The 12,291-nt window shown below is 54.6% G+C and carries 12 protein-coding genes and 1 pseudogene; 5 read left to right on the plus strand and 8 right to left on the minus strand.

Annotated features, from left to right (window positions below):
• Window positions 1–139 precede the first annotated feature (139 nt).
• Together CRN80_RS08650 and CRN80_RS08655 are read right to left on the minus strand one after the other, a co-directional pair.
• A pseudogene (locus CRN80_RS08650) lies at window positions 140–1,447 on the minus strand (OprO/OprP family phosphate-selective porin).
• 210 nt (window positions 1,448–1,657) lie between these two features.
• Window positions 1,658–2,617: a LysR family transcriptional regulator gene (locus tag CRN80_RS08655; protein ID WP_098949973.1), complete on the minus strand. Its 960-nt coding sequence runs from the start codon at window positions 2,615–2,617 to the stop codon at window positions 1,658–1,660.
• 257 nt (window positions 2,618–2,874) lie between these two features.
• On the opposite strand from CRN80_RS08655, the gene CRN80_RS08660 reads away from it, so the two are divergent.
• The 3 genes from CRN80_RS08660 to CRN80_RS08670 are packed head-to-tail and all read left to right on the plus strand — an operon-like array spanning window position 2,875 to window position 5,691.
• Window positions 2,875–3,294 (plus strand): GtrA family protein, encoded by a 420-nt coding sequence (locus CRN80_RS08660; protein WP_010951446.1) that lies wholly within the window; start codon window positions 2,875–2,877, stop codon window positions 3,292–3,294.
• On the plus strand, window positions 3,260–4,243 hold the full coding sequence (locus CRN80_RS08665) for a glycosyltransferase family 2 protein (RefSeq protein WP_010951445.1): 984 nt from the start codon (window positions 3,260–3,262) through the stop codon (window positions 4,241–4,243). Before CRN80_RS08660 ends, CRN80_RS08665 begins: the two co-directional genes overlap by 35 nt.
• Window positions 4,237–5,691: a phospholipid carrier-dependent glycosyltransferase gene (locus tag CRN80_RS08670; protein ID WP_010951444.1), complete on the plus strand. Its 1,455-nt coding sequence runs from the start codon at window positions 4,237–4,239 to the stop codon at window positions 5,689–5,691. The genes CRN80_RS08665 and CRN80_RS08670 overlap by 7 nt, the downstream gene beginning before the upstream one ends.
• 82 nt (window positions 5,692–5,773) lie before the next feature.
• Here the strand turns inward: CRN80_RS08670 and CRN80_RS08675 are convergent, their stop codons facing one another.
• Complete coding sequence (locus tag CRN80_RS08675; protein WP_010951443.1) at window positions 5,774–5,995, minus strand: hypothetical protein; 222 nt, start codon at window positions 5,993–5,995, stop codon at window positions 5,774–5,776.
• Between the two features lie 266 nt (window positions 5,996–6,261).
• Here CRN80_RS08675 and CRN80_RS08680 point away from each other — a divergent pair, with 266 nt between their 5' ends.
• On the plus strand, window positions 6,262–6,849 hold the full coding sequence (locus CRN80_RS08680; RefSeq protein ID WP_010951442.1) for a hypothetical protein: 588 nt from the start codon (window positions 6,262–6,264) through the stop codon (window positions 6,847–6,849).
• 57 nt (window positions 6,850–6,906) lie between these two features.
• On the opposite strand, the gene CRN80_RS08685 is transcribed toward CRN80_RS08680, so the two are convergent.
• Window positions 6,907–8,325, minus strand: coding sequence for a heavy metal sensor histidine kinase (locus CRN80_RS08685; protein WP_010951441.1), 1,419 nt, complete (start codon window positions 8,323–8,325; stop codon window positions 6,907–6,909).
• The gene (locus tag CRN80_RS08690) at window positions 8,322–8,996 is read right to left on the minus strand and encodes a heavy metal response regulator transcription factor (RefSeq protein ID WP_003253457.1); all 675 of its coding nucleotides are present in this window, start codon (window positions 8,994–8,996) and stop codon (window positions 8,322–8,324) included. Before CRN80_RS08690 ends, CRN80_RS08685 begins: the two co-directional genes overlap by 4 nt.
• A gap of 689 nt (window positions 8,997–9,685) precedes the next feature.
• On the opposite strand from CRN80_RS08690, the gene CRN80_RS08695 reads away from it, so the two are divergent.
• Window positions 9,686–10,012, plus strand: a complete 327-nt coding sequence (locus CRN80_RS08695; RefSeq protein ID WP_010951440.1) for a DUF2790 domain-containing protein — start codon at window positions 9,686–9,688, stop codon at window positions 10,010–10,012.
• A 32-nt stretch (window positions 10,013–10,044) separates the two neighbouring features.
• Here the strand turns inward: CRN80_RS08695 and CRN80_RS08700 are convergent, their stop codons facing one another.
• From CRN80_RS08700 to CRN80_RS08710, 3 genes are all read right to left on the minus strand, one after another.
• On the minus strand, window positions 10,045–10,395 hold the full coding sequence (locus CRN80_RS08700; RefSeq protein WP_011953105.1) for a DUF3147 family protein: 351 nt from the start codon (window positions 10,393–10,395) through the stop codon (window positions 10,045–10,047).
• A gap of 157 nt (window positions 10,396–10,552) precedes the next feature.
• Window positions 10,553–11,458 (minus strand): cation diffusion facilitator family transporter, encoded by a 906-nt coding sequence (locus tag CRN80_RS08705; protein WP_010951438.1) that lies wholly within the window; start codon window positions 11,456–11,458, stop codon window positions 10,553–10,555.
• Window positions 11,459–11,512: 54 nt separating this feature from the next.
• On the minus strand, window positions 11,513–11,851 hold the full coding sequence (locus CRN80_RS08710) for a zinc ribbon domain-containing protein (RefSeq protein ID WP_079732563.1): 339 nt from the start codon (window positions 11,849–11,851) through the stop codon (window positions 11,513–11,515).
• Window positions 11,852–12,291: the final 440 nt, after the last annotated feature.

The following is a 12,291-nucleotide window of genomic DNA, read 5'->3' on the forward strand; positions in this document are numbered from 1 at the left end:
CGAGCTTTGGCAAGAGCGGTCATCGGTAAGCGAAAGCAGGTAGGAGGAGGGCGCTCCATGCTTGATCACCTCCAGAAACAGGAAAGCCGGAAGCACGTTGAGCGCTTCCGGCTTTCTCACGTCAGACTGATGAGAGGGATCAGAAGACGTATTGCAGGCGGGTCACGATGGCATTGCCGCTGTCGTCGCCCACGGTGTTCTCGTTGTTGTCGGTGCGCACGTTGATGTAGTTGGCACTGACTTTCACCGCCTCGTTGACGTACCAGTTCACACCCACCGTGTGGCTCTTGGCCTTGCGCTCGTTCGATTGGTCCGCCGCGGTGACCAGGTTGCCGTCTTCGACCTTGATATCGTCAAAGCGGTAGAAGACTTCCCAGGCCCCCAGTTCCTTGTTCTCTGGTTTGATAGTGTCGAACTTGGCACCATCGAGCTTGTAGATACGCGGCTCGCCGGTCAGGGTGTAAGCCATCTGGGCGTAGTAACCGGAGGCCTTCATGTCGTTGTTGGCCTGGTCAGCTTTCAGCTTGCGGCGAAGGTATTCCGCTTGAACCGAGAACGGGCCGGTGGCCCAGGCACCTTCGAGACCCCAGACCGAGTCGTCCTTCCACAGGCCATCTTGTGCAGCAGCACCGCCAAACAGCATGCGGTTGCCGTTGGTGCCGGCATCGCCGCCGCCATTGGTATCTACACCGCGGACGCCCAGACGCGAACGAATCCGGGTATCGACCGCACTGTTTTTGAGGTCGCGGTAAGCGTACTGAGCACCGACGTGCAGGACGTTGCCATCACTGTGCAGCGGTGCGAACACGCCACGTACGTTGTAGCGCTTGGTGCTGTCGCCATCCGAGTTGTTATTGGTTTCGCTGAAAACGCTACCGGAAACATAAGCCATGTCAGCGATGGTGCTGGTGGCTTGAACACCCATGCCGGCGTTGTCGTTGATCCAGTCCGCCAGGTCGTACGAGAGGTTCCGCTCCATGGCGGTGGTCCACTTCGAACTGGTGGCTTTCTCAAGACCGAAGTCGGTGTAGAAACGGCCAAAGCGCAGTTGCACCGGCTTGAAACCCGTGTAGGTCAGGCTAGCTTCGTCGAAGTAGCCGTCGGAGTCGTTGCCCGTGTTGCGGGAAAGGTCGTAGTTGAGCTAATACTTCCAGTCGCGGTACAGCACGCCACCGAGCTCAAGGTAGGCGCGACGGAAGTAGCCTGCGTCAGCGGTATCGCCATTCTTGGTGAAGACACCATCGAAACGGCCGTAGTCGGCCTGAACTCGGCCGCCCAGTTTGAAACTGAATTCCTTGTCAGAAGTCGATACTTCAAGACCGCCCTTGGTCTTCAGAACGATGTCAGCTCCGTCAGTGGTTACTGTTCCGGAGAATGCTTGCGAGGAAAATGTGCCTATTATTGCGGCAGCCAACAGCTTTTCCCGCATGTTCGAAGAACGGATCATTGCTTGCCTCTCGTATGTTAAGTGCTTAGCTACCGACGTTATATTTCGCCCTGCGCCGGCCTAAATTTATCTTGCAGATGGGAGCAGGCCACGGTTGTCACCTGCTGTAACAAGATGCCTTTGTTCTAAGCACTCTGACTAGGTTGCAAGCGAATATGACAGTTGTGTTTCTGTAGTGTTAACGGAGGAGTTTCAAACCTAACAAAACTGTTACCGAACAAGCCAGTCCTTCTTATCAAAGAAGCTCTTCTTGATCAATCTTCGAATTTCCAAAACCTGCGGATTGCGGACAAGCTTCGTTTTGATAACAAGATAGACATCTTTCTCCTCCAGGTCGTCCAGGAAACCCGGCACGGGTAGGATATTTCTCTCCAGTTTTCGGCTGTAGTCGGGCAGCACTCCAATACACGCACCGCCAACGACAAGGCCTCGTGATAGGTTGTAGCTCTTGACCCGAGTGGTACCGCCCTGATGCTCAGCCATTATCGATGCCCACTTTCGTGAGCCCGCCAAGATCTCTTCATCCCAAGGGACAACGAGCATGAAGTTGTGCAAATCCAAGCTCTCCACTGGAAGGGTGACGCTTCTTGAATAGCGGCTGGAAATGAACAGGGCGTGCCCAATCCGGCCAAGCCGTTCAAACCTATACGTAGGATGGCGATCAAGCGCGCCTTTATCATCTGGGCTCACCAAAGCGATACCCACATCGACTTCACACTCAGAAAGCATCTGCGTTGTGCATTCTGAATGGATTTCCAGCTGCATTTCGGCATGATCACGCACGTAGGCGACTAGATCGCGGTTTACGATGTCGTTCAGCACTGGCTCTGTGATCGCGATGGTAAGCCTGGGGACTTCCTTTTCACCGGACTTGCCAAGGCCGTCTGGGCCGAAGAGCTGGCACAGGTAATGGCTGACCCTCTCGCCTGTGCGGGTCAGGGCAAGCTTGTTGTGTTTGTAGACAAACACGGGAGCACCAATGTGCTCTTCCAGTTTCTCCAAGCGTTTCCGCAGGCGCACATTGAGCCCTCGGGCAGCCTGTTTGAAACTGGCACAACGTGCTGTTGCGAAAAACTCTACGGCCAGCTGATCATCAATTGGCAAATCATCCAATATGTCAGGGCTGTAAGGAACAACGGTGCTTGTATATGTTTCATTTTGTGTAACCATTAGGTCCCCCTTAATTCGGGGAATCTATCTCAATGCCACCCGGTGTTTCCTTATCTTGTCAACATTGTAATCCACGGGTCATGCATGCGTTATCGGAAGGCTTTTATTTCGAAAGCGTAATTTTCAGGCAATCCCTCTGATATTGTAGCGTGCTAGCCTAGTGCGCCGACTTGTTACTTACCATATATAGATTCGGCTAATTACGCATTTACATTTAGTTCACTATTTTTTCACCTTTGCCTCCATAGGCTTTGGGCATGGAAAATCAAACCCCACCTCTTACTACCTTACTGATTCGTTATCTGGGGATCGGCTTCATAGCAACGGGAGTCCATTATGCGGTGTTCCTATTGCTGGTTACGACAGAATTCGTTACTCCGTTACTGGCCAGTATCTGTGGCGGCATGGTTGGCGCAATCGCGAGCTTCATTGGAAATAGGGCGCTCTGTTTTGTGGCAGATGGCTCTCGTAAGTTTCAGCCTGTCAGGTTTGCACTGGTCGCGTTAACCACAAACTTCGGCAATGGCGTGGGTATGTGGTTCCTCATCAAGTCGAATCTGTCACCGCTCATCTCCCAAGTCGTAGTGACCTTAAGCCTCACTGCACTTGGATTCATTGCACATCGTTTTTGGACATTCAATCATGCAGACATTACATCGCTTTCCCGAGCGCCCTGATCCCTTGTTAACCATCGTGGTCCCTTGCTTCCAGGAAGAGGAAACCATCCCCGAGTTCCACCAGCGAATCACCCGCGTGGTGAAGCGCTTACCCGTCTCCTGCGAAATCCTCTATGTCGACGACGGCAGTAATGACCGGACGGCCGACATTCTTCGCCACTATCAGGATGGGTCATCTGTACGTTGCCTGTCCCTGAGTCGCAACTTCGGCAAAGAGGCTGCACTGAGCGCCGGGATAGACCATGCCCGTGGCAGTGCGCTGATCTTCATTGATGTCGACCTGCAGGATCCACCAGAGCTCATCGCGGCCATGGTGGACTACTGGCAACGCGGCTACGACGTGGTGAACATGCAGCGCAACCTGAGAATCGGTGATTCGTGGTTCAAGCGCATGAGTGCCCGGGCTTACTACTGGGTCATGCAGCGCCTGGTGGAGAAGGTGGACATGCCGGCCGATGTCAGCGATTTCCGATTGATTGGGCCTGCGCCGCTGGCAGCCCTGCGGGCCCTGGATGAACGCTCCAGGATTCTCAAAGGCATGATCGGCTGGGTAGGCTTTCGTACCATCGAACTGCCCTACAATCGCACTGTTCGCCATGCCGGGAGCACCAAATGGAATGCAGCTGGCCTGTTCAATCTGGCCATCGAGAGCATCGTCAGCTTCTCTCGCAAACCACTGCGCATTTTCAGCCTCATCAGTTTCGGTCTTTTCGTCTCCAGCATCTGCTACATGCTTGCGTCGCTTGTGGCAGGCAGTTTCGACATCCATCACCTGATCGTCGGAATGGCTTCATTCATGTGCGTCGGTGTCGCCATGGTGGGGGAGTACCTGGGCGTGACACTCGCGGAAGTGAAGCGCCGGCCTCTCTATTTCCTGAAGCACAGCAACAAGGCAGATCCCGTGTCACTCCACCCTTCGATGGCTTCGATCGAGGGTAAGAAATGCTGAACCTGAAGAACGAGAGGACGCTGTGGTGGGTCCTGGGTTCGATTTTGCTATTGCGTTTGGTGGGGCTGGGCATCTACCCGCTGATGGACACATCTGAGGCCCGTTACGCTGAAATGGCTCGCAAGATGGTCGAGTTGAATGACTGGATCACGCCCATGTTCGACTACGGGGTACCGTTCTGGGGCAAGCCTCCGTTGTCCTTCTGGACCCAGGCCGCGAGCATGACGGTCTTCGGCGTTAACGAGTTCGCTGCGCGCTTCCCAGCGTGGCTACTCCACCTGGCAAGCTGTTTCATCATCATCAAACTCGGCACGCAGCAGATTTCTCGTAACGCCGGCATCTGGGCTGCCATTATTTTTTCCAGCACCACACTTGGCCTGGTCTCCAGCGGTGTTGTGCTGACTGACCCTGTTTTGTCGTTCTCGATTCTGCTGGCCAGCTACGGTTTCTGGCGTTGGATGAAGTGCGCCAGCAAGGCGGATGCCTACCTGATGTTCGCAGGTCTCGGGCTGGGCTTGCTTGCCAAAGGGCCGCTGACCCTGGTGCTTATGGGGGCGCCGGCATTCGCCTGGTTCGTTATCTACAAGGAATGGGGACGGGTACTGAGGCTTCCCTGGATTAGCGGCCTTGTACTCATGTTCGGTATATCCGTGCCATGGTATGTCGCGGCCGAGATGAAAACGCCCGGCTTCATGGAGTACTTCTTCGTTGGTGAGCACTGGAGCCGCTACGTCGTCAGTAACTGGGCAGGGGACCTCTATGGTAGTGCTCATGCCAAGCCGTACGGCAGCATCTGGATCCAGCTCGGATTGTCGCTACTGCCATGGGCCTTGTTTCTACCACTGTTGATCCGCAAGCGTGGATCGATGCAGCGCTTCAAAGCCTACCTCTGGCTGTGGGCCTTGGCGACACCGGTCTTCTTCACATTTGCAGGCAACATTCTGTGGACCTACCTGCTACCCGCGCTGCCAGCGTGGGCATTGCTGCTGTCTGCACGGGTCAGCGAAGTTGGCCCGAAGACCACCTGGGCTGCCGCTGCGAGCGCATTGGTGTTGCCAATCATCGGTGCGGGCATCATCTACGCCGGGGTACTAGAGGAGCGCCCTCAGAATCAGCGGGATGTGGTTCAAGCCTGGCTCAATGTGCAGTCTGCTCATTCCGCTCCCCTGATCTATCCTGGCCGCCGCTCATACTCGTCGGAGTTTTACAGCAGCGGGAAGTCCGAGAACATCAAGGATCCTGCCAAGTGGCCGCGGGATGGCTCGTTCTATCTGTCCAGGCGCTTGCGAGACAGCAAGGATGGTCTGCCCGCTGATCTAGCTTGCACATCGATCACCGAAGCGAACGCCAGCCAGCTCCTGCTGTGCCATTGGAAACGCCCCGCACAAGGTGCCGAGGGTCTGGCCGGAGAAAGCAATGCGGAAACGCCTCGCAAGAACGAAGGCTAAATTCCAAGCACAAAAAAGCCAGGTTTTACCCTGGCTTTTTTGTCGATTTCTTTCGTCATTTGAAGTCCTATTTAACCGCCGATTAATTGTCGGCTTGTTCCTTACCATCCTTGCTTTCTTTCTTTTGCTCTTGAGCGACTTGTTGTTTGTTCTGGTCCGAAGAGTCATCGCTCCATAGGCGAGCCTGTTCGGTTCGGAAGTTCTCGTTGAACTGTTTCGTTCGCTCGAAGCCGCCTTCAGCGTAAGCGGTACCCATGAGACCCAGCAGCAGGCTGCCAATAGCGATAGATTTGACAAATTTCATTGTGAACCTCGGTTCATACTAGGCCAACCTGATTAGCGGCCTTTGTTGGTTTGTAGTTTAGGAACGCGAAGCTAACGACAAGGTGAGTCAATAATTACAATTCCGTAATTTTGGCTGCAGATAGGATGCGTTAAATCTTCAAATCTGGAAGGATCATGTCTATCTCGGCACTGTCGAGGGCGACTTCGAATTTTCTCTTAAATTACAATTTTGATATCTAGCGCGTTAATTCAGCGCGGCGTTGTTGGCCGCCCTAGGAGATAGCCATGAATGACATAGAGCCCTGGGCAGTTGCTATCGGTGACTTTCGCCGCTGCACTGAAAAACTCACTGTCCAGCTCGATGAGCTGACCTCGCAGACGCGCACCTCCAGCGCTGTTCTGGAGAGGTCGAACGAACTGGTGGAGCAGGTGGACGCTGTCGGCCGGCAGATTCAGGAGGAGGTGCGAAAGGCGGAGAAGGCTTGGTCGAACGCGGAGGAGGTTGCCTTGCGCGCCGCTGCATCAGCGTATTCAGCTGCATGCCGCGGAGTCGACACCGCCATCCAGCCACTGATCTCGGAGCTTACAGCAGCGACAAAGGCGGCGGACGCCTCTATCCAGGAGCTCAAGCGGGCACCGGTGCTGGCCAAGCGTTATGTGATGGTGGTCGCCACGGCGTTCTTCATTCTGGCGCTGATCTGTGTCTACTCGACCATGCGCCTGATCGATGCCGCCGGCAGCGTAAGTGCTCAAGAGAAAGTGAATGCTCAGTACTTCTCACACCTGTGGAAAAACGCCAATCCTGACGAACAGAAGATTATTAAGTCGGTGATTCTGCGGTCGCCCATGGACCCTGTGGTCCTTCGGCACTGATGCATTGAGGCAAACAAAAGGCCCGTCGATTGACGGGCCTAATCGTGTCTGCGCAATTTAAGCGGCGGTCATTGCCGGCTGCATTTGCTGGGCTTCCGGAAAGTGAAGGTGGAACCAGGTGAAGTTTTCTTCGGTCACCTCCACGCTCGCCGATCCCTGGTGCAGACTCATGATCGACTGCACAATGGCCAAGCCAAGACCGGTACCGCCTTCGCTCCGTGCTCGGCTCTTGTCCACACGGTAGAACCGCTCAAACAAGTGCGCGTGGTGTTCCTTGGCAATACCACGGCCGGGGTTGCCGACACTCAACGTCGTACCGCTCGCACTATGCTGCACCTTAACGTAGACCGTGCGGCCGCGAGGGCAGTAACGGATCGCGTTCGAGACCAGATTCGAGACGGCACGTTGAACCATCAGGCGATTCCCGCGCACCACGTCATCACTGCCGGAGATCTGCAGCTGAATCTCGCCTTCTTCTGCTGAAATGCTGAAGAGATCGCACACTCGCTGAACCTCGTCGACCAAGGAGACGGATTCGAACTCCACCATTGATGCTGGATGACTGACCTGGGCCAAGAACAGCATGTCGGAAACCATGCGGCTCATGCGGTCCAGCTCTTCTGTGCACGACTCCAGAACCTCCCGGTACTCGGAAAGCGATCGTTCTCTGGTCAAGGCAACCTGGGCCTTGCCCATCAGGTTGGAAAGCGGTGCTCGAAGTTCGTGAGCAAGGTCGTCAGAAAACTGCGAGAGCTGCTGAACCCCATCATCCAGGCGAGCCAGCATGATGTTGATGCCGTCGGCGAGCATTTTGAGTTCTGCCGGCATCCCATCAGTTGGAAGGCGATGGTCGAGGCTCTCGGTTGAGATTTTCGAGGCGATCTTGAGGAACTTGGTCAGTGGTAGCAGGCCTCTGCGCACAGTCCACCAGCCAATGGCCAAGATCAGTGCGAGGATGACGGGGGACATCATCAAGGCCCAGGTCAGCAACGCATCGAGCAGCGCCTCACTGGATGACTGGTCCATGGTCATATAGACGCTGACCTCTGTTCCATCGCCCAAACGCATGATTCGAGAAGCACTCAGCAGAGGACGGTCCTGCGTATCACGCCATTCGTGCTCTTTGGGCTGGGCCGCCGGCTGAAACTTGTGCACCTCCAGATTGACCTGTTTCGAGCCAATCGAGAGCAGGGGAGTCTGATTCTGTGAGGTATCGAATATGCTCACATACAGGTTGTTGTGGCCCATGACCAAATCGACAAGCTGATGCGCATCCGCGTTGACGCCGGAGATGTCCGGGATGGTGGACAGGTTGTGAGCCATCCCCGCCATCTTTACTTCCAGGTCTGCTCTGGCATTTCTTTCCAGAGCCTTGCCTACCATCAGATAGCCAAAGGTGGCGAACAGAAGCAGCAACGCTGCGCTCATCAACCCAACTTTTAACCCCAGCTTTGCAGCCAGGCTGAATGGCCTCATGCGCGTTCCTCAAAAACGTACCCAACGCCACGAAGCGTGTGAATGAGCTTGGTTTCAAACGGGTCATCGATCTTCGAGCGCAAGCGCCGGATGGCTACATCGATGACATTGGTGTCGCAATCGAAATTCATATCCCAGACCAACGAGATGATCTGAGAGCGAGTCAGCGCTTCGCCCGTTCGGCTCATGAGCAGGTGCAGAAGCGCAAATTCCTTGGTGGTGAGATCGATGCGTGTGCCACCGCGGAAGACGCGATGGCGGACGGAGTCGAGTTCCAGATCGGCAATTTTCAGCGAGCTCTTCTCGACTAACTCATCACCACGGCGTTGCAGCGAACGGATGCGAGCAAGCAGCTCAGGGAATTCGAATGGCTTCACAAGGTAGTCATCCGCGCCGCCGTCCAAGCCCTTGAGCTTGTCATTGATGCGTCCGCGGGCGGTCAGCATGATGATGCGGACCCGGCTGGTCTTACGGATGGTTTCCAGCAGGTCCCAGCCGTCGATACCCGGGAGGTTCACGTCCAGGAGGACCAACGAATAGACATTAGTGTTGAACAAGTGCAGAGCATCTACACCGTTGTGCACGATATCTACGACATACCCGCTTTCGGATAGGCCCTGCTGAAGATATTCGGCAGTTTTAATTTCGTCTTCCACAACTAGAACGCGCATAACTTATCTCAAGGTGTGAGGAAGGAGTTGGCCTAATCCGCCAAGATTATGGTTGCAGGCTGTTCGAAAGTTTGGCTGAGGGTATGGCATGTGGTAGTCGCTACCTCTGTCCATACGCCGGGTCACCTGAGGACGCTTGAATCTTAACGCGAAGAAGCTGGCCGCGGCGAAATCCTACAAATTTGTAATGTAGCCGCAAGATTTCTGACAGTCATGCAGGCTCCACCCCTAAGCATAGCGGATTCTGGGGCCTGCGGCGGTGTATGACAGATTCGCCTGGCAGGTGGAATCGGCCAGGACAGGCAGCATTTCGGTCGTTAGCTTGCAAGGACTGGTACTGGCCTTGGATCGAGGGCGCCACGCAGGCAGACCCCATGCACGGCCGCAAACCGCAGCGCCTTTCTGCAAATTAGTTCACGTGGCGGCTCGATATTCTCTCGAATAATTATCTTACAATCTATTACATGTCCAAATTGTAATTGCACGATCATCTTGGTGTTAGCCTCCTTTGCTAGTTTAAGGGCAGCGGAAGAGGCATCGCTGCTTTGGAAATTGTCTCATTTCAAAGCAGCTTGGCAAGAGCACCGAGCAGTTGTTCGCGCCAGTGCATTCACCTGTAAACCATACGCTCCTTTGGTAGGTGAATTTTAGCGCCCCCCTACGGGCGCTTTTTTATTAAGGGACTTCTTATGAACACTACTGTATCAGCGATCGCCGTGTTTATGCTCTTTACATCACTAACAGCCAATGCCCAAAGCGGTATGGAGATCAATAAACACATCGAGCGTACTGCTAGAGAGGCTACAGCGGATTATGCTCAACGCGTAAAAAAGCCCATGCCTCAACTAGAAGACTACGCCTATGGCATGGACCTGGACGTTGGTAAGTTGGTGTATGTATCACCCAATGTGCGGTACTGCGGTAATGTAAGAAGCATGATGACCTACGAAGACTCGAAAGGCGAACTGCACATGGTTCGCTACCTGGTGAAGGGCGAGTGTGTTAATAGCCGTTAAGACTCATCAAGATGATCCCTGCGGCCACCGGATCATAGAAGCTCAATGCCGAACCGGCGCAGCAGTATGGCGAAGCCTCCGAAGCTGGCCATTGTGATGAGGATGCTGCTGATCAGTGTCGGCCAAAAGCCGAGCTTAGGTAGCAGCAATGGAAAAGCAATAAACATCGGCAGGGTCGGAAGCACGTACCAGAACGTGTACCAAGCATGGTTGGAGATCTTCTCCATGCTCTGGTTCTCTAAATAGAGCCAGACCAACGTCACGACCGTGACCAAGGGTAGGGCGGCGACCAAGCCGCCCAGCTTGTCGCTGCGTTTCGCCAGCTCTGACACGAGAATCACTATACCGGCAGTGAGTAGGTACTTCGTGATGATCCAGGCCATCGCTGAGCCTTCTGGAGGTTGTTGACGAGGGCAGGCGAAGCCATTCACCAACCCCCTTGAAGCGCTCCTGCCGTTTACGGCATCCCTCACCGCATTTTTTTTGCAACATCACCCTCAGCCAGGAGGGTGATGTGTTTGCATGGTGTTTACCGATCGGTCAGTGCGAGGGTGAGGGAACGCTCTCGTGGAAAGCTGCCCGCTCGATCTGGATGGTGCAGTGATGGATTTCGAATGCATCGCTGACAGCATCCACGACGGCCGCCAACACAGCATCCCCATCTGCAGAATCCCGAACCACTACGTGCGACGTCATCACGTTACTGCCACTGCTGACAGCCCACACGTGCAAGTCATGAACGTCCGTCACGCCATCTACTCCGAGGATGGTGGCCTCGATTGCCGTAACGTCGAGCCCCCTCGGGACACCCTCCATGAGGATCCCCAGGCTTTCGCGAAGCAACTGCCACGTCCGCGGCAGAACCCAAAGGCCGATCGCCACAGCGACAATCGTGTCGACCCAGGTCCAGCCGGTGAAGCGGATGATAAGTGCCGCGATGATTACGCCAAGCGAGCCGAGCATGTCGCTCCAAACTTCGAGGTAGGCTCCTTTGACGTTGAGGCTTTCGTTGCTCGCAGATGCCAGAAGGCGCATCGAAATTAGGTTGATGATCAGGCCGGCGATTGCGATCCACATCATCGCTCCGGTAGCGATCTCCGCCGGCATGAAGAAGCGCTGGTAGGCCTCATACAAGATGTACATCGCCACCAGGAAGAGCAGCACGGCGTTGAACGTCGAAGCCAGAATTTCCAGGCGCGCATAGCCGAAGGTTCTTTTCTGATCCGCCGGCCGCTTGGCTATCTGAAGTGCAATCAGTGAGATCGCCAAGGCGGCAGTATCTGTGAACATGTGAGATGCGTCCGACAGCAGCGCCAGGCTGCCGGTAATCCACGCACCGATCACTTCTGCAATCATGAAGCTGCCAGTCAAGCCGAGCGCCATGATTAGCTTCTTCTGATGCCCCTCGCGTACTGCAGCGCTGCCATGGTCATGATTTGAACCCACGTATTTCTCCTTGCGCAGGGTTGTGGTCTCGTTGGCCTTCCTGTCTACCTAGCCTTAGAGCGTCGCTTGGCCACACTGACTGCAAAATCTTGCTCCTGCACTCAGCAGCGAGCCGCAGGCGGTGCAACCACTCGATAGCGGTGTTCCGCAGTTTAGACAAAAGCGTGCTGACGGATCGTTGGCCGTCCGGCACTGCCTGCAGCCCTGCAGATCTTTGATGGGGGCAGGAGTGGGAGGGCGCCCGCCGTCATACACCTGATTACCGCCGTCGCAGCCCTGCTGCCGGCCATGGCGATCATATTGCTCGGCCCCATGTCCCCCGCTGTGGTGCTTGCCTCCACCGTGGTTTCCACGGCCATGGTGCCCGCCCAGGATGTTTTTGAAAAAGCTCATGGTATTCGCCCCTCATTGATGGGCGACATATTAACGAGCAAAAGTTGAAAATTATGTTCTGCTCGCGAGAAAGACTTGTAAGTTGAATTGAAAGTTCAAAATTAGCCTACGACAAAACGAAACCGTTTTGTTTGTGAAATTAAATTTATCTAGCTGAGCGGAGCATTGCTTTTGGTGGGTAGTATTCCCCTAATTTTGATCATAGCGTGATCAATGACAATCAAAACAGCAGTAATTGGATTTCTGTCAGCATTGTAATCCCGAGGTCATCGTGTCGTTATCAGGTCCCGGAAATAATGCGCTCAGCGAGATTCATTTCTCTTTTTATCCCTATGCCTCACACATACTAAGCGTCCCCAACGCCTAGGGGCCTAAGGCCTCTGACGCTCCGCACATTGCGCAATCGCTCAGCATCTGTCGACGGTTTGCCTTGTAGCTCC

This window comes from Pseudomonas sp. FDAARGOS_380, from assembly GCF_002591235.1.
GTDB classification, from domain to species: domain Bacteria; phylum Pseudomonadota; class Gammaproteobacteria; order Pseudomonadales; family Pseudomonadaceae; genus Aquipseudomonas; species Aquipseudomonas salmasensis.